The sequence below is a fragment of the uncultured Shewanella sp. genome (genome assembly GCF_947501665.1).
Taxonomy (GTDB): domain Bacteria; phylum Pseudomonadota; class Gammaproteobacteria; order Enterobacterales; family Shewanellaceae; genus Shewanella.
The window spans coordinates 60,293-77,478 of sequence record NZ_CANMWS010000024.1 but is presented as its reverse complement, the minus strand read 5'-3'; the positions used below and the strand labels follow the sequence as shown (position 1 = coordinate 77,478).

Annotated in this window: 16 protein-coding genes; 7 read left to right on the top strand and 9 right to left on the bottom strand. The window is 39.0% G+C overall.

The features are described 5' to 3' along the window. Positions 1 to 83: 83 nt before the first annotated feature. Positions 84 to 314 (bottom strand): hypothetical protein, encoded by a 231-nt coding sequence (locus tag Q0976_RS17960; protein ID WP_299495255.1) that lies wholly within the window; start codon positions 312 to 314, stop codon positions 84 to 86. Between the two features lie 415 nt (positions 315 to 729). Here Q0976_RS17960 and Q0976_RS17955 point away from each other — a divergent pair, with 415 nt between their 5' ends. Then, the gene (locus Q0976_RS17955; RefSeq protein WP_299495254.1) at positions 730 to 1,797 is read left to right on the top strand and encodes a GNAT family N-acetyltransferase; all 1,068 of its coding nucleotides are present in this window, start codon (positions 730 to 732) and stop codon (positions 1,795 to 1,797) included. Continuing rightward, positions 1,794 to 2,750: a polysaccharide deacetylase family protein gene (locus tag Q0976_RS17950; RefSeq protein ID WP_299495253.1), complete on the top strand. Its 957-nt coding sequence runs from the start codon at positions 1,794 to 1,796 to the stop codon at positions 2,748 to 2,750. Before Q0976_RS17955 ends, Q0976_RS17950 begins: the two co-directional genes overlap by 4 nt. Before the next feature lie 207 nt (positions 2,751 to 2,957). Here Q0976_RS17950 and Q0976_RS17945 read toward each other — a convergent pair whose 3' ends face one another. The 6 genes from Q0976_RS17945 to Q0976_RS17920 all read right to left on the bottom strand — a co-directional run bounded on the left by Q0976_RS17945 (position 2,958) and on the right by Q0976_RS17920 (position 9,726). Continuing rightward, positions 2,958 to 3,464 (bottom strand): RDD family protein, encoded by a 507-nt coding sequence (locus tag Q0976_RS17945; protein ID WP_299495252.1) that lies wholly within the window; start codon positions 3,462 to 3,464, stop codon positions 2,958 to 2,960. A gap of 360 nt (positions 3,465 to 3,824) precedes the next feature. Continuing rightward, complete coding sequence (locus Q0976_RS17940) at positions 3,825 to 4,124, bottom strand: hypothetical protein (protein WP_299495251.1); 300 nt, start codon at positions 4,122 to 4,124, stop codon at positions 3,825 to 3,827. A 120-nt stretch (positions 4,125 to 4,244) separates the two neighbouring features. Then, positions 4,245 to 6,209 (bottom strand): ATP-binding protein, encoded by a 1,965-nt coding sequence (locus tag Q0976_RS17935; RefSeq protein ID WP_299495250.1) that lies wholly within the window; start codon positions 6,207 to 6,209, stop codon positions 4,245 to 4,247. Positions 6,210 to 6,329: 120 nt separating this feature from the next. Continuing rightward, positions 6,330 to 7,220, bottom strand: coding sequence for a hypothetical protein (locus Q0976_RS17930; RefSeq protein WP_299495249.1), 891 nt, complete (start codon positions 7,218 to 7,220; stop codon positions 6,330 to 6,332). An 867-nt stretch (positions 7,221 to 8,087) separates the two neighbouring features. Further along, positions 8,088 to 8,723 carry a Type 1 glutamine amidotransferase-like domain-containing protein gene (locus Q0976_RS17925; RefSeq protein ID WP_299495248.1) on the bottom strand — a complete coding sequence of 212 codons (636 nt, stop codon included), beginning with the start codon at positions 8,721 to 8,723 and terminating at the stop codon, positions 8,088 to 8,090. A gap of 97 nt (positions 8,724 to 8,820) precedes the next feature. Beyond that, the gene (locus tag Q0976_RS17920) at positions 8,821 to 9,726 is read right to left on the bottom strand and encodes a LysR family transcriptional regulator (RefSeq protein WP_299495247.1); all 906 of its coding nucleotides are present in this window, start codon (positions 9,724 to 9,726) and stop codon (positions 8,821 to 8,823) included. A 128-nt stretch (positions 9,727 to 9,854) separates the two neighbouring features. Here Q0976_RS17920 and Q0976_RS17915 point away from each other — a divergent pair, with 128 nt between their 5' ends. From Q0976_RS17915 to Q0976_RS17895, 5 genes are all read left to right on the top strand, one after another. After that, a complete protein-coding gene (locus Q0976_RS17915) occupies positions 9,855 to 10,346 on the top strand; it encodes an SRPBCC family protein (RefSeq protein WP_299495246.1) in 492 nt (163 codons plus the stop codon). A 186-nt stretch (positions 10,347 to 10,532) separates the two neighbouring features. Continuing rightward, the gene (locus Q0976_RS17910) at positions 10,533 to 10,955 is read left to right on the top strand and encodes a hypothetical protein (RefSeq protein ID WP_299495245.1); all 423 of its coding nucleotides are present in this window, start codon (positions 10,533 to 10,535) and stop codon (positions 10,953 to 10,955) included. A gap of 22 nt (positions 10,956 to 10,977) precedes the next feature. Beyond that, positions 10,978 to 11,397, top strand: a complete 420-nt coding sequence (locus tag Q0976_RS17905; protein WP_299495244.1) for a hypothetical protein — start codon at positions 10,978 to 10,980, stop codon at positions 11,395 to 11,397. Positions 11,398 to 11,477: 80 nt separating this feature from the next. Next, positions 11,478 to 11,882: a hypothetical protein gene (locus tag Q0976_RS17900; RefSeq protein ID WP_299495243.1), complete on the top strand. Its 405-nt coding sequence runs from the start codon at positions 11,478 to 11,480 to the stop codon at positions 11,880 to 11,882. Positions 11,883 to 11,927: 45 nt separating this feature from the next. Beyond that, positions 11,928 to 12,362, top strand: a complete 435-nt coding sequence (locus Q0976_RS17895; RefSeq protein ID WP_299495242.1) for a hypothetical protein — start codon at positions 11,928 to 11,930, stop codon at positions 12,360 to 12,362. Positions 12,363 to 12,394: 32 nt separating this feature from the next. Here the strand turns inward: Q0976_RS17895 and Q0976_RS17890 are convergent, their stop codons facing one another. Together Q0976_RS17890 and Q0976_RS17885 are read right to left on the bottom strand one after the other, a co-directional pair. After that, on the bottom strand, positions 12,395 to 14,098 hold the full coding sequence (locus Q0976_RS17890; protein WP_299495241.1) for a DUF4157 domain-containing protein: 1,704 nt from the start codon (positions 14,096 to 14,098) through the stop codon (positions 12,395 to 12,397). A 46-nt stretch (positions 14,099 to 14,144) separates the two neighbouring features. Continuing rightward, a complete protein-coding gene (locus Q0976_RS17885; protein ID WP_299495240.1) occupies positions 14,145 to 17,186 on the bottom strand; it encodes a DUF6519 domain-containing protein in 3,042 nt (1,013 codons plus the stop codon).

The following is a 17,186-nucleotide window of genomic DNA, read 5'->3' as shown; positions in this document are numbered from 1 at the left end:
TGTCTCTCAAATTGAATAGCAAAATCAATATGTGCAGCCGCGAACACGCATTCTACCCCTAATGAAATGACATTGTCCACCAATCACAAATGCCCATTTTTAAACTTTGAAACATACCGATGAACAATCATTCCAACATAAAACAGCCCAACAAAGACTAAAAGATCGATGAGAAATTTTTGACTATTAAAAGGATCTGACAAGAGTGAATACTCAAAAGAACAATAATAAAAAATCACTTTTGATCCTAAAAATGCAATAACAAAGGGTATTAAAAATTGGATAAATCGACTATTTCCTTGATTAGAACTCATGATTGAACCTCCTTATTCATTTTATCAATACAACTTACGACACAACCAATCGACGTTTCAGCAATCGATTTTACTCATGTGACATACAAAGCTCAACATACAAAGCCATAAAGTTAACAATGGGGGAATGGGTTGATTTTAATGATGGCTGTTTATAAAAAGGTTGATCAAAAATTTTCACTATATTAAGAATTAAAGACGACATCCTGAGTCATAAAGGAAATTTTGCAACAAGCCTAGATAGAGCATATATTAAACACCAGAGAGGGGCCTTTAACAACTTTCAAACCTAGCAATTGTTTAAGGTTGCGTTATCTAATAACAGTAGGTAATAACAACGTATTAAATTGATTTTATTGCTAGATTATGAATATTGTTGTTATGTTTTTTTATTTAAATTTCATATAGGTTTGTCATGAGTATTGAGATAGGCTCTGCGAGTGAATTGAATGTAGATATGGCTTCTGTTGCATTTTTCTATCAATCTAATTGGACGAGAAGAATAGCACTTTCTAATGAGAAGTTTTATGAATGGCAATTTTCAAACACCCCAAATAAACTCGGTGATCAATGCTGTCTGGCTTTAAAAAGTGGCGAGATTGTAGCTGTGATGGGATTAACAGAAAGACCTTTTTTTTTAAAAGGTGAAGAGAAAAAAGGAGTGGAGCTAACCACCTGGATTGTAAAAGAAAGCTCAAGAAATTTAGGCTTAGGCCCTAAGATGCTTGATTATCTTAAATCTAAGTATAATGTCATGTTTGGTATGGGCATATCAGAACAAGCATTACCTGTTTATTTAAGAATGGGATTTAAGTATCTAAAATCAATCCCTAGATTTGTAAAAGTGTTAAATCACGATGTGGTGAAAAAATTTGGACATAGTACACCTTTGGTTAATAAGCTAAGTAAGATAAAGGTGAAGAATGAGAAGTATACTATTTTTGACGCATCAAAAGAGGTTGTAGATGATATTTTTAATGATTTTTCTATAAGTAATAATCTATTTTTAAGAAATTACGATTGGATTAAATGGCGTTATATAGAACATCCATCATTTTCTTATAACGTTAAAATTATTGGAAATGAAAAACATGGGAAATGTATCGTTATTTATCGAATTGATATTATTGAAGAATTAAAAATTATGCATTGTGTTGACTTGTTCGGAGACAAAAAAACTTGTTTATCTGCAATTTCTTTTTTAGAAGATGAAGGCGCAAGCTTAGGAGTGGATGTAATAGATTTCTATTCGACTAACTCCGGTGTTAATTCTTTATTTATATATAAAAACTGGCTATCTGTATTAGATTGTGATTTCTTTGACTTTCCACATTTATTCCATCCAATAGAGTTGAGGACCCCTTCTACAACGTCATTGATTATGTGGAGTAATGATGATTCCCCTTATTTATATGAAATGGGTAATTTGTATATAACCAAACAAGATTGCGACTTTGACCGCCCGGTTATGGAGAACTTATGAAAAAAACATTAACAGTGGTTATGTATCACTATGTGAGAAACATAAAAAATTCAAGATACCCAGAAATCAAAGGATTAAGTCTTGAGTTTTTTATTGAACAGCTGTCTTTTTTTAAGGAAAACTATAACATAGTCACAATGGAAGATGTTATATCATCGTTAGATGGGCAACATTTACCTCCAAAATCGTTATTACTCACTTTTGACGATGGTTATGCTGAGCATTTTAATTATGTTTATCCTATCCTTAAGGAGTTTGGTCTTCAAGGTTCTTTTTTTGTGCCGGTCAAAGCTGTTGTGGAGCATGAATTATTAGATGTAAATAAAATACACTTCATTCTTGCATCTTTATCTAATGTGAACGATATAATTGATGATATTAATCTAGATATATCAACGTATAAAAAACAATTTAATTTAAAAGATTTTGATTATTACTTTAATCAATTAGCATTAAAGAATCGCTTTGACACAAAAGAGGTTATTTTTGTTAAACGAATGCTTCAGCATGCTCTGCCAGAAGAGTTAAGAAAATTATTATCTAGTCAATATTTTGAAAAGTATGTAGGTATGAATGAAAAAGCGTTTGCTAAAGAGCTTTATATGACTGAAAGTCAAATAAGACAGTTAGTAAGAGATGGTATGCATGTAGGGTGTCACGGCTATGATCATTATTGGTGGAACAAGCTGGATAATTCTTCATTAGAAGTAGAGTTAACTAAATCTAAAGAGTTTTTAGAGACTATGGGATGCGATATGGCACAATGGACGGCTTGTTATCCTTATGGTGCTTCTAGTGACTCTGTTGTAATGGCGTTAGTGTCTCAAGGTTGTCAATTAGCATTTACGACTGAAGTTAAGGTTGCTGACATTGATAATGGTTCTAGGTTATTAATTCCTAGGTTAGATACTAATGATTTTCCACCTAAGAGTGATAATTATAAGAAGTATTAAACATAAATTAAGACGTGCTTATTGACCAACATAGAAGTGACCAACACAGACAGCCATAATTAATGGTGTAATAGCATAGTTAATTAGATGTACTAGTCTAAAGTGCCGCCAATTATTTACTTAGGTTGGTAAAAAAGAGACAAACAATAAAAACGACTCGAATGATAATAATCGCAGTCGCTTTTACTTATCTCTACAACAGATTATTTAATTATTGTCTACTACTGTATCAGCTGAAGAGAAAGTGACATTTTCAGCCCCTTTATCCCTTGGTGCTATCACAACTGTACCTGCTAATTTATCATGCCATGCTTGCTTTTTCTTATCCCAAATAACCCATAAAAAACCCAGCCCCAGCACAATAAGTGAAATATAATAACTAATATAACGAATAATTGACTGCTTCACCGATGGAGGCTTGCCAGTCTTAGCATCAACAACTTGGGCTTTAAAGACCATTTTCCCAGGCGTTGCGGACTTATACACCCAAAATAACACACTCACGACTAGCGGAAAAATATGATTGAGCGAAAAATCAACGACATTAACCCCTGTGGATTCGACATCGCTTAACTCAGAACCGTAAATTAAAAAAAGTAATGGAAGAATAACCAAACTCAATAATATAGTGTCAAGAATAGTCGCCCCAAATCTGGCCCAAAAACCCACATATTCTTGGGATAATGCGAATGCTTCCCTATCTGTACTGCTCATTGTATCTCCTGATAAAAACTAATAACCTATTGAAAATATAAAAATAGTGTTACGGTTACACTTTAATCACGATGCTAACATGACTCACGAGAAAAAAGTATTCACCTTTGGTTATATGCTGGTTAAGTATGTCATTATTACTCGTTTGGCTATCGATAAACGATACAAAGGGAAAGGCTTGGGTGAGTGACTGCTTATCAACGCGCTTCTTAAACTGTTAGCTGCCAGTGACAGCATCGCGTTTCCAATCGCAAAATTGTTCGACATCCAGCCTACTTTTACGCATGTCACTGACTGAGCCTTGTATGCTAAGTCGTCACTTAAACAATGATAACAATAAGGATTGGTGTTTCTTAACACCTAAGCTGTGTCTGCTATCTTTCTAGGTTTAAGCTTAGGTTTAGGTCGCCACAATACTGGTTTTTTAACTAAATGAGGCTTACGCCATTTAAACAAGGAAACCGTTAACTCAAGGAGCCACAAGATAAACCAAAGCATCACTTCAAAGAGCAAAACGACTAACAAGGCACCTAAATCAATAAAAGTCAGCGTTTCACCTGCAGCAACAAAAAAGCCTGCGATTAATTCAGCTAAAACAGATATTACAGCAAAAATAGCTTCAGCTATCGCAATGACTATTGAAAACAATCCTTCAAGCACAATACAAAATCCTTTATACGTATAGCACCCCGCACAGGGGCAGACAAATCAGCACAGTGTTTCGGCTATCCCAACAGTCAACGGGAGCGTCTGTATATGTCTGAGCTATTACATCTTATGTTAATTAGCTTCATATGAAACACTTTCAATATCTTTTGTCAGTTTATTTGGGCTAGAAGCTACAATCTCTAGCTCCTTTAAGCTTAATTTATTTGATATCTCGTTGTACCTTAACTCAAACTCATTAAGAATTTGCTTCCAAGTTTTAACTATAATTCTAAAGTTCCCAGTCTTTTGGACTAAACCAGGTTCACCGTGAATTCTATTAGTTTCCAAATCCGAGCGTAAATCCGCTGCTGTTATTTTACTTTCAGAAATTTCATTCCCTATGAGCACAAAGTCCCATATCGAGGTTTCATCTTGAAATTGATGCTCATTTGCTATTACATTTTTATAAGCTTTAATTTGTGCTAACTCTTTATCTCCTAGCTTTATGCTAGGCCTCTTAAGTTCAATAACAACGTGATGAAAATACTTTTTATCATCATCAGAAACTTTAAAGCCTTTTTGTGCGATAAACAGATCCATTTCTTTATTTTTATTTGGATGTGTTAAAGGCTTTCTATCGTAGTATCTATCTTTTGATTTAAAGTCCAATAAAGACCTTAGAGCTTGATCAAACTTATCTTCTTCAGATGTTAGTAAGTGATATTTTTCACCAAAGATCCATAGATTTGATTCAATACATTTTTGAATATGCGGCACTTCAAGTGCGAATTTTTTATGATCGTATATTAATGATTTAAAGCTTTGAATAATATCCAGGCGATCTCTAACATGCTCAACCGTTTTTGTTATATTTTCTAAAGATGTTCTTTGCAGAAGGCCAGATATCCGTCCCATGTCATCCTCTGATAAAGAAACGACTCCATCTAATACATCAAATAATTCTGAAAGCCTATTTGATTGAACAATCCTATCTAAAAGTTTTATCAAAATACGCTTTTGAGATTTATTTAATTGCTTGGAAAATACCGCAGGCTCTGCTTCATAAATTGTTTTAATAGTAGATATCAGTTGCTCGCGATGAAACTCGTTAAGAACACGGTTATCTCCGCTCATTTCAGGAAAAACCCCCTCTTTGATATATTGCTGTATTAAATTTTCAGCAGCAGAGTTTCTAAAGTTTATATACTCTTGTCTTAATTTGTTTTTTGCTAGAGCTAAAATAGTAACAAACACCTCTGACTCGGGGTTTTTATTACCCGAGAAAAGATCTAATTTCCTATTAAAGCCGTCGAACCAATCAGAAGAAACATAAGAAGAACAATAAAAGCCTTTCAAATTTAGCTCTGATAACTCTTTATGAACAATCTCATTAGAAGAGTTAATAAAATATACCAACGACTTTTCTTGGTTTGGTTTCTCTTCCCAAATAACACTGTTTAGATTAAAAACACCTTCCTCGAATTCTTCTTGATGAGGAATCGTCTTATAATCTGAAGTATTTAATTGAACTCCGTTTACTATCAGTTTCAATTTAGGGTTTGATACAAGCAACCAAGTAAATTCATTTCTTAAGAAAGGAACTATATGATCATTAAAGAGGTTAAAGTCGACACCTTTAATGTGCGAAAAAACAACCTTTGTCCCTTTTTTATTTTTTTTGGTTTTTACTATTTTCTCTGGTTCATATTTATTTAAATAACCAGAATCAATTGTAAAACAAAAACCATTGTTACCTGATGACGTTTCCCAATGGGCTTGGTCACAAAACTTGATAAAGGTAAAACGGCCACGGCCTTTTTTGCCTCTTGTTGTAGGCTTTGAGATATTTTTCTTTTTCGAATCAAGAAATAAATCTAATGTATTTTCAAGGTCATCATAATCGATGCCATCACCATTATCTTGAATGCTCATTGAAATAAAACTATTCAATTCATTCATTTCAGTATTGATTTCAATTTTCGTAGCGTTTGCATCGAAACCATTCCAGATATATTCAGCTAATGCTTGCTCTGGTTTTACACCTGATAATTGGCTTCTGATACTTTGATCTGTTGTTTTAAGAAATCTAGCTTTCATATATATGCCTACTCCTTGTGGCAGAGATTACCTTGTGCTTCATAACACCTCAATAATGGGCTGGAGCACGTACTGCTGAGGTCCAGCCCTAAGGGGCGACATTGATTGACTTATTAAATTTCATCTGCGCTTATGCTCGGTCCTAGATGCAATATCTGGGATTGAGTCCGCAGGGGATATTGATGTTTTGACAATCGCGATACCTTTCAGTTTTTCTTTTGCTATTAATGTCATGGATTTTCCTGTTTCCAAAGATTCCTGCCTAATTTCGTCAATGAGCTCTCCGGGTATTGGCTTATCAATTGCCTCAATCGTTGTAGAAAGGTGATAAGTTGCATCATCTTCGTCGGCGTTGCTCATATACTCTAGTGCAAGATCAGGATCTATAGTAACAGCATCCTGCATACCAGACCCGATAGCTCCAAAGTTATGTTTAAAGCAATCACCTTGCTCTAGGCTGTTTTTTAGAACAAAGACATCTTCATCGGTAAATGGAACATGGAAATCATTGAAATTTATAAACTGCCTTCCATCTATTCTCATTTGAAAGTGATAATGAGGAAAATCAATGGTGGTTCCCTCATGGCCTATGAAGTCATTCTTTGAACAGTCGAAAGTCCACTCTATATTTTTCCACTTGACCGTATATGAAAGAACTTTTCTATCAGACTTCTCTTCTTCAAGATCATTGATACTGGAATGTAGTCTCTTCTGGTTGGCGCACCATCTAATGAATGCAGCCAAATTTCCGTAACCATATTTCTTATAGATTTTTGGAAAATCCTTTTTTTTAAATTTACATTGGCGCAAAAGCCAATGCAGACAAGGGTTTTCCTTGCTTATAGTTTTAAATGGCTTTCCACAGAGATAGCAGATATCCTTTTTATATCCCTCTTTGAAGGCAGTAGCTTGCCTTTGATGCTCATCATCATTCTTTTGATTCATCTCCTCTACTGCTTCAGGAGACATACTCGCAAAGATTTGACGGTATTTTTCAGTATCGTGCTTCACTGAGCTTCCTTGTGAAATTTAACCTTTCCATATTGCCCATACGCAAGTTTCTCAGCTGCGACTTAACAAATAAACTACTACTTCCACACCAACCCGAAAAATACCACCACCAAGATACTTTTGTAAACAAAATGTTTTAAACAATAGTAATCCAATGCAAAACCATAGAGATAACTCACACTTTTACCCATAAAGCTAATTCAAAGAAACACCCTGCTTTGAGATCCCCATCGGAGTAACTTTATTTTTCAATAAAAAATATCGTGATTGAGACAGGAAGTCGAAATAGCCTTAGTTGAGCCATGGAAGGCGAATATGAGGCGATAGCTATTTTTGTACATTGAAAATTAAAGTGCCTTACTCCGTTGGGGCAGCAAGGTGATCCAAGAGGGGATTGCTGCGGTTCCCCTTTTGGCCCAGTGTGAGTGGGAACTCACGACTCTAACCTGCGGCAGCAATTAACTTAAATAAGCCCAATCAGTTCAAATAAGATAACTTTAAACAAATGAAGTTATTGATTTCCCAGTATGAGTGAACACTCACGACCTTCCCCCGCGGCAGGGTGAGGTTTTACTTTGTAAAACGCTTCGAACGAGAGGCATAGATGCCGAACTGGCTTTTAAACATGGAAGTTGTTATAAATATCAATAAGGCGATGAAATTCAATGAGTCATCCAATAAAAATACGCTTAAACGTCATTCTAAGCTTATTTAATGTGAGTCAATCAAACACACTTAACGACTACGACCAATAAAAGTTCAACAGCGCCATATTGGATCTGTGATGTTCACATTGCGGGCACTCACCATCTGGCGTCCACCACATAAACTGGAACCAGAAATAAAATATACCATTTGATTATTCGATCAAATCACCAACATTGGCTTTCCAAATAATGTCCATTGCTTATGCCCTTTCAGCAACACCAAACTGTCTTCATCACGGCATAAATAACATCGAACGCTTTCTTCCTTAACAAACTGACGAACGCTATCAACCTCTTCATCACTATGACACCCATGTGGAACAAAAGTAAACGAGGTTAAGCCTAATCCGGACAAATCTGTTAACCCCACGCTATTTACATCACCACATAAGCTGGCGGTCACAATCGAGGGGGTCATGATCATTGCACCTGCACTCACACCAATTAATACACCACCACTTTGTACATAATCACTTAAAGCAGGCAGTAAATGACGCTGATGTAATGCAAACAAAAAACGGTATGTATTCCCACCGGACAAGTGAATGACATCTAAGGTCAATAAATGCTGAAAAGCCCCATCATCAAATTCGGCTTCAAGCTCAATATAGGTGCTCAGTTCCACGCCGCATTTATCATATATTTGCTTTGTTTGAGTGAAGTAACGTCGGTCAATATCAGGCTCTGACGCAATATACCCCACTTGCGGTTGCGGACTGTGACAATCGGTTAATGCTAACTTAATTGCCGCTGTTCCATTCTTTGTCGATGGATCACTGATTAACGCTAAGCTCATATCAACTCCTTTTTAAATGACTATTCGTTTACATCTTAATGATTTGTCGCCGTTATCCATTTCCTTTGGCTCTTAACTCAGTCAAACATTACCTGCGCTATCCATTCAATATTTCCATAAAAGACGTCAACCAATCCACAAACACTTGCACTTTAGGCAACTTATTGCGGCCCGAGGGAATAATGGCATAAAGTGTCACCCCTTCAACTCGGCAATGAGGTAAAATTTCGGTTAACTCTCCTTTCTCTTGAGCCTTACGTAACGCCGCAACAGGAATAAGGCCGATCCCTACCCCCGCACATAAAGCGCTATACAGCGTGATAAAGTCATGACAAATAAGTCGACCATTTATGGGCACTTTTTGCACTTCACCACTTTCATTCATAATGGGCCAATACTCATGCACTTCGCCACTTCTCACGACACGAATACATTCATGTTGGCTCAATTCAAATGGGGTTTCAGGGATCCCGTGTTGAGCAAGATAATCTGGCGTTGCGGCGATTTTTGGCGAAAGACTCCCTAAACGTCGTCCAATATGACTACTATCGTGAGGCACACCTATATGCGTCGCCACATCCCAGCCTCCCGCCAATAAATCCACAGGTTCATCAGACAGTTGCACTTGAACTGTCAGCTGTGGATGTTGCATCATAAAATCATTAAGTGCATCCATAATGCCGTATGACAACATTGAGGTGGGCAATACGGCTTTCACAGTCCCTGAGACAACATTTGAAATGGGTTGTAGCTCCCTTTCAGCATCATCCAGCTCAGACAAAATACGTTGGCAACGGGCATAAAAGACCTTGCCTTCGTCAGTCACATGTATACGCCGTGTTGTGCGGGCTAATAAGCGAACACCCAATGCTGATTCTAAGCGAGCAAGTCTTCGACTCACTAAGGTCGCAGAAAGCCCCAAGACTCGACCCGCTGCAGCAAGGTGTCCCGAGTCGATAACTTGTACGTACACCTTAAGATCGTCGATATGCTGTATTTTCATGCTTCAATTATGTACATAATTGAAATAATAAAACAACGATAATGTCTATATACCTAGATAAAAATTCTTTCTATAGTCTCCTTCAGTCAACCCGCTAATCCTTAATACAACGAAGAAGGAACCATCTCATGAGCAAAGTCACAGTCACCCAACGCCTTGATGCTGATATCGACACCGTATGGGCACACATCGAAAATGTTACTTTAGTCGCCAATTGGCATCCTAGTGTCGATTTCGCCGATTTACTCAGTCATAACGCTACAGGCATAGGCGCCACTCGCCGCTGTAATTTCTATGATGGCACCAATGTGGTAGAAGAAATCACTCACCTAGATAAGGATAACTATGCTTTTACACTGCAAATTAGAGAGTTTAAAGGTCCTATTGGACGCTTTGACTCTCATTGGACATTAACCTCAACAGCCACTGGCGCAACCCAGATGACTATCGTGATGGACTATGATATGAAGCTCAGTATTTTGGGAGCCGCGATGAATGTGTTAATGATCCAAGGAAATATGTCAAAGCGACTGAATACCATTATGAAAGCATTAGCACATCACATCAAAACAGGGGACATAATCAAACAAGATTTTAACCTTGAATTAGTGAGTGCCTAATACCACTGGGTTTCAAATGAAGCCATAAAATATTTTCCCCTTTATCCTTAACCTATCTAAGCTATCGCTAAATCAATATAAGGATAAAGGCCTCTCTTAAAAAGAACCAAACTGACACTCATATCCTTTAATATTTTAGCTATACTTAATGGCAAATTTAATGACCACAATTATTACCGCCATAATATGTTAAAGCACAGTTTCTTCATTTTGTTCATGTTCAGCCTTCCCGCATGGGCAGAAATATGTGACGTGCCAAAACACCTCAATGGACTCACCTTACTTTTCACGGTCGATGAAGAATATGGTCATTTCAGCCCCGATCCCATAGGCGTATTACAAACCTCTTTTTCTAAAGAAAACTTCTCGACTCAAGTCGTGCAAAATAATCATCATTTTATTGGTAAATACACCTATCTCACTTTGGACGATGACCTCGCAAAGTTAACAATAAGGCAAATATTAGGTCCAAGGGTTATCCGCTACAGCATGACGCTTGTCTGTACAAGCCAAAAAGCGGGTTACTATATCTATAGCCAAATTGAAGGACCTCGGCTTCCTCATATTCGACAAAATACCGGCAATTACATGATACGCAACATAAAGTAAAATAGTCTTTTAAGGAGCCCATATGAAACGATGGACAATATTTGTCATTTTATTAGCCTGCATGAACATCCAGTATGCTCTTGGGTGCCAATTACCCAAAACGTTAGAAGGCAAGACAATTTTAATCCGCGTTGATGGCGTGTTTACACCCAACAATCCTATGGCAGATACTGTGCAGGAATTAAAATTTAAAAAAAATACCTATCAATTAACCATACTCAATACTGGAGCGACAGCCTCAGGCTCATACCGATATCAATATTTTGATCCAAAACTCGCTAGACTCAGTGTTCGAGAAGGAAAAGGAAAAGACTTGGCCTTATACTCAGAAACATTTGTTTGTGAGACTGATCGCGTGGGCTATTTTATTTTTAGTCAAACCCAAGGACCCGTGAAGCCTGACATACGGCAAAATACTGGCGTTTACATTATCGAACAATAATTTTATTTAACATACCACAATGTTGGAGTCGATAAATGCCACATAGAACCCAATACACAATAGCCTTAATGATATGTCTAATGATAACCTGTTCAGTTAATGCTTCGGTCCAAAACTGCGAATTGCCCCTCTCTTTAGTCGGTAGCCGTATCCTCATCGGTATCAATGGTATGCATGCCCCCACCAATGCCAAAGCTGGAAATTTGCAAGCCTTAACTTTTACTAGTACACAAATCCAAGATATGAACATGACCACAGGAGAAGCAAGTAAAGGCCAATATCAATATAATCGACTCACCCCAGGAATAGGATTATTAGAAGTAAAACTGACCGAAGGGCCAGAACCCGCTATTTATAGAGAAATTCTAGTCTGTAAAACAGCACTCACCGGTAAATTTATTTTTAGCCAGATTCAAGGCACAATTCAGCCTGATGTCAGACAAGACTCCGGCGATTACATAATACAAATTGATTTCACTCAATGAATCCATGTCACACATATCAACTAAAAAAATAAGCAAGGACAGCCCATGAAAATAACACTGGTGACACTCACATTTTATTTATTCATGATTTCTCCATTACCTGTATTCTCAGCCCCATGCACATTACCCAGCACATTGTCGGGAAAATTGATGATATTAGAACTCGATGGGCAATATACCCACAACAATCCAAGGGCAGGGGAATTACAAGAGTTCAGCTTCTCTAAAACTCAATTAACAGAACGCTCCTTACACACAGGAGAAACATTATCAGGAAAATATTCATATCAAGTACTCGCCGCTGACATTGCTTTAATAACAACAACACTCATGCAGCAAGACACACTTGTCTCTTCTTTTGAGCTGACGTTAATGTGCCAAGATGAAAAAACAGGTCGGTATATTTTTAGCCAATCACAAGGCAGTGAAGCCCCGGTTGTCAGACAAAATGTTGGCTCTTATTTCTTCATGCCTAACTAACCTGATGTGATAGTCACCTCCCTCACATCAGGTTAACTAATCTCAAGCGTGGGCGTTCTGCGTGTGGTAATCACCGCATTGATCGCCGCCCTTCTTAAATTACCGTAGGCACTTTCTCTGACAATGCTAGCATTATCAATAAGCGACTTTAAGGGATCATTATCAGTATGTACCCTTTTAATTTCCACGAGATCCGTTAAATGGCTGTCACCAACAATATAACCTTGTCTAGGGTGAGCGATACTTGGGTTTTGAGCCCTATAACGATCATTCGTATTCGATATGCCACTTAATTGCGTCAAGGTGCGCGCAATACTGGCAATGGCATGCATACGGCTTAACACACTGGCCGCACTGCCATATTTCGCTGTTGCAATATCATCAATCAATTGCTTACTCATAGGGCTAGCAAGAAGTGGACGGTTAAAATCAGCGCCTAAGGTTTTAATGATTTCATCGACCACGGTTACTAATAATGCTTGCAACCCCTTCTCTATTTGCATTATCACCTGATCAGCCCATTGACTCTTATTACCTTGAGGCACCACCACATTACTTGCTCCCGTTTCATCGGTCACAGCAATACTTGGCGATCGCGCCACTACTTGTCCTAATAATCCATTTTGCGCCTTTAATGACGCCCATTTAGCTTGAATAGGCGCCGAGGTTCGACTCAACTTACTTTCCGCTTCAGCAACGACTCTATTACCAATCAACTTTAACACTTGATAGCCCGATTTATTGGGAAAACCTCTTTCGACAATATTTTTAGGCAATGTATGTCCACCCAGCGCTGACAACGCTCGAATAAACGACGCATCGGCTCTAATGATAGGATCCTCAATATGAGTTCGCGTACTTTTAGGGGCAACGGCTCCAGCCCCTCGAGCGCTACTGCCTTCACCAATAAGATTATCTTCTGCTCCCCATTTAGCATCGTTACCATTAGAAATACGCTCTGCAGTATCCATGACTTTTTTTAAGCCACCATTAATCCTCATCTGACGTTCTAACTCTCCTTGAAAGCTCGCTGGAGACGTAAAATTATTGTGCTGAATAAGCGCTGCGGCTAACTTGCTCGGCTCTGATTGTCTCACCCATTTCCCCCCAGGATTTGTCGAAAAAAATGTCCGCTTTCGCTTCACTCGAATTTTAGGCAAACCATGGGCTTCTCCGACAATCACCGTTCGTGCACACTGAGCAACCGAAGAGGACACTTGGCGCGTTGTCGCGGCGTTAAGTTGGCATTGTTCACGATCGAAATGAGAGCCTTGAGTCCACGCTTTCGTGCCCATCACATCGGCTTCTCGTTCCAAGTGAGGCAAATCATTGATCAATGTGCCTGATTGCAATTGTAACGTAGACTGAACCCGACCTTGTTTTTGTTGTACGACATGCCAGGCTTCGTGAGGTAAATGCTTTTCTTGCCCCGCCCCCAAATAAATATCATTTCCCTGAGCAAAAGCATGAGCCTGTAATTGAGCTGGCTTTGAAGAATTCCGATGCACTTTAACATCGTCCATTGAATGACCTGATAACTGCTCAATCCCCAGCTTTAACCGTTCAGGTAATCCTTTATGACTCGACTCAGACGATGTTTGAGACGAAATAGACAATAAACTTTGACTCGCACTGTGCATCACGCCCTTAGACACTCGATGAGTAGGTACACTATTATGTTGCAACGCTTTTTTAGGCGCTGCCTGCTCCGATACACCTGTAATGTGAGTCTGCATACACTCTCCTTTTGTCGCTATAGCTATAAGACATCATCAATGGGGATTACTCTAAATAACGTTCTAATCTATGCACAAAAAACTCAGTACTATCATTTTGGTTTTCAATAAAGTCAGTATATTGCTCCTCTCGCTTGCCGCCCAAAGCATAAATCACTTCATGTAATAATACTGGTACAACATGACTGCGAGGCACATTTAATGAAGCCTCTGCTTCCCAATAATCAGTTTCAGGGTTATAAACTTGCACATTAGCGGTATACCCTTTACCTGTCCGTCCCCCTAAACAATATATTTTGTCATTTAACGCAAAAATACCAAATCGACTACGGGCAAGAGGAATAGGTAATGCTTGTTGCCAACGGTCCTCTTTAGGATGATAAACAAAATGCGTATTACAAAATGACTCCGATAGAAGGCCTGACAATTCACGATCGGAGCCACCAATATAATGTAAAAGACCATTCACCATCACAGCCCCACCAGAATAACGGTCATCAGGCATCGGCATTAATGACTTCCAACGATTAAACTCAGGATCATAACACCATAAATGACGGCTGGGACTGTGCTGTAACAACCCTAACAAGCGTGTTTGCATTCCCCCAATACCGTAAATTTTTCCATCCCAACTTGCTAACGCCATATGACTGGTAGGATGTATTAAATCCGCCTTTTTTTCCCAACGGTCTGATAATAAGTCATAACAATAACATTGCTGGCTTTTTTGCCCCTCAGCATTTTTCCCACCAGCCACATATAAATCCCCATCCAGAACACAAGTGGCAAATTGCCTTACCACCTCTCCAGGAAAAGAGGCTTTTTCATCAAAATCAATAACGCTGTTCTCTTTTTGTATGACTTCAAACACTTCCCCGCTACCATATAACAATATCACCCGCTGCCCTAAGTTATGGGCAAAGAAAGGCCCTGTCAGCGGCAAAGTATATTCACTGGATTGCCAAGTCGCATGTTCAGTATCTCCAATGATATTCCCCACTTTGACATAACCCGGAAGGGGGGTTTCATGTTGGCTTAACACACATTGCCCTAAATGCAGTCCGACATTTTGGGCTAACTTATGATGAGTCACACTGTGATCTTTTAATTGTTCAGAACCAATAGATTGCGAGCTTAACTCCCCCTTGAGAATAACATTTCCATCAAATTGCGCGTCACCTTCTACTCTTAACGTTTTTTTTAACGTTAAGGGGCCCGTCATAACACCACCGCTTTGGCGTAAAAATTGCCGCCATTGAACCGCAGACATAAACGCCTTACGCCAATCTTTTTGTAGCCATAAAGTCCCCTCTTGCCGCTCAAAAGCCGCCACACTTTGATGAAACGATCGCTTCTCAAAAGGCGATAGCCACACATTTTCTTTCACTGCTAACGTATCTTGAGCAGCTCGAGTAGGAATAAGCCAATAATCACCACGGCAATACAAGGTATCAAGCTTAAAACCTAACTGAAGGCGATCATCAATATTCAAGCTCATGCCAGCATCATCCAATTTGATAGGTATAATCGTCGTTTGCCAATGCATCAATTTAACAGGCGTGGCAGTTGAATTAAGTTCCCCAGAATAACTCACTATACCTTGCGCAAGATCGATTTCAGTCACCCTCAGTAAACTATCCGCACTATGCACTTCATGCCCTCCACTATCCAATAACGAAAAATAGCTTCCCGAAATAAGCTGCCGATCACGGCGTTCCAACCCCTGCACATGTAGGCTCTGATGAGCAGACTGTGTCACGCGATAAGCCAATGCACTGTTATCACTGCTCCAAACTACTGGCAGTGTTTTCTTAATCGCTAAATCGACATCTTCTACAATTTGCACGCGATATAAGGTGCTTTTAAAGGGGGCTCTTTTAGGTAGTGTATTCACTTTTATTTGGCCCACACGCTCTCTGGCCGCTTGAAACATTGTCCATGCTTGCGCTAATGCCTCAAGATTGTCAAAGGTAGAAACATCGGGAAAGCGCCTCATCACCAATTGTGTCTGCACCCTCACCGACGTATCGACCCCCATTAATCCAGGCTCTAATAAACTCGGATCATCAATCGCAGAAATTAACCTTTGCTGCATATCAAGATACGTCATAAAACAGCCGTTATCTTGTTCGTTAATTAAAAAATCTACCCCCTGACATTGCTCTGCTATCACGCCATCAACATACACTCGCCCCGGGCTAAAAGATAACCGAGAAGGTAACCAAGTGGGTGTATTCTCACTAACGCCAGCCCCAAGTAATCCATGGTGTCCATGACCAGAAATATCTCGACTTGACTCGCCTTCTCCCTCAGTAAAAGGCCACCAGGCCTGCAACCCCATCTCGTCAATTTGACGATGGCTAAATGCATTAAAGCTCAATTCATTTAACGCTAAAGCCCGAGAATAAATCGCCATATCATACAAACACGCTTTCATATTACGACTCGGTAAACGTCCCTCTAACCAAGCACCAATCGTTATCGTTCCAGCTTCAAGTACCCCCAATTGGGGCTCAAATTCACATAACACTTCCTTGGCATTAACATACAAACGAATACTGGAACCGTTATAAGTCACAGCTAACTGCAGTTCAGTATCAAAAGGGATAGCACTATCAGCACTTAAGGTTTCCACTTCAACACGAGTATCGGTCGCAATGGTTCGCTGTAAATAAAGCAAACCTTCTGCCGACACACCAAACGTCATGCCCGTTTCAATACCATACTGCGTTAATGTACTCCACTGACTCAAAATAACCGCATTTTGCCCCGTCTGAGATAATGTTAATGATGCGATAATACTAAAATGTTGATGCCACGAAAAATTCATCCCCTGATTGTCTATCAGTACAAAATCCTTTTTCCCATCAAACCGTAAGCCTCCACGCACTTGAGGCGTAAAAGCGGGATCGTTTGTCGGGTAAGCCACATCCCCCACCAGATCATTCACCAAGTGTTGCGTTTGGTTGCTGATAATGGATTGCATTTCATTCCAATCAGCATCGAGTATCACTCGCCCCTGTTGCATCAATACCTTTGAATAATTTTTTTGGGGGTCAAAAGTAAATCTTGAGAAATCGCCGCTCAT

What these genes read in the sequence shown, in the direction of transcription:
- Q0976_RS17960 (WP_299495255.1), bottom strand. Translation starts at nt 314, where the DNA reads ATGAGTTCTAATCAAGGAAATAGTCGATTTATCCAATTTTTAATACCC.
- Q0976_RS17955 (WP_299495254.1), top strand. Translation starts at nt 730, where the DNA reads ATGAGTATTGAGATAGGCTCTGCGAGTGAATTGAATGTAGATATGGCT.
- Q0976_RS17950 (WP_299495253.1), top strand. Translation starts at nt 1,794, where the DNA reads ATGAAAAAAACATTAACAGTGGTTATGTATCACTATGTGAGAAACATA.
- Q0976_RS17945 (WP_299495252.1), bottom strand. Translation starts at nt 3,464, where the DNA reads ATGAGCAGTACAGATAGGGAAGCATTCGCATTATCCCAAGAATATGTG.
- Q0976_RS17935 (WP_299495250.1), bottom strand. Translation starts at nt 6,209, where the DNA reads ATGAAAGCTAGATTTCTTAAAACAACAGATCAAAGTATCAGAAGCCAA.
- Q0976_RS17925 (WP_299495248.1), bottom strand. Translation starts at nt 8,723, where the DNA reads ATGAGCTTAGCGTTAATCAGTGATCCATCGACAAAGAATGGAACAGCG.
- Q0976_RS17920 (WP_299495247.1), bottom strand. Translation starts at nt 9,726, where the DNA reads ATGAAAATACAGCATATCGACGATCTTAAGGTGTACGTACAAGTTATC.
- Q0976_RS17915 (WP_299495246.1), top strand. Translation starts at nt 9,855, where the DNA reads ATGAGCAAAGTCACAGTCACCCAACGCCTTGATGCTGATATCGACACC.
- Q0976_RS17910 (WP_299495245.1), top strand. Translation starts at nt 10,533, where the DNA reads ATGTTAAAGCACAGTTTCTTCATTTTGTTCATGTTCAGCCTTCCCGCA.
- Q0976_RS17905 (WP_299495244.1), top strand. Translation starts at nt 10,978, where the DNA reads ATGAAACGATGGACAATATTTGTCATTTTATTAGCCTGCATGAACATC.
- Q0976_RS17900 (WP_299495243.1), top strand. Translation starts at nt 11,478, where the DNA reads ATGATAACCTGTTCAGTTAATGCTTCGGTCCAAAACTGCGAATTGCCC.
- Q0976_RS17895 (WP_299495242.1), top strand. Translation starts at nt 11,928, where the DNA reads ATGAAAATAACACTGGTGACACTCACATTTTATTTATTCATGATTTCT.
- Q0976_RS17890 (WP_299495241.1), bottom strand. Translation starts at nt 14,098, where the DNA reads ATGCAGACTCACATTACAGGTGTATCGGAGCAGGCAGCGCCTAAAAAA.
- Q0976_RS17885 (WP_299495240.1), bottom strand. Translation starts at nt 17,186, where the DNA reads ATGAGCGGCGATTTCTCAAGATTTACTTTTGACCCCCAAAAAAATTAT.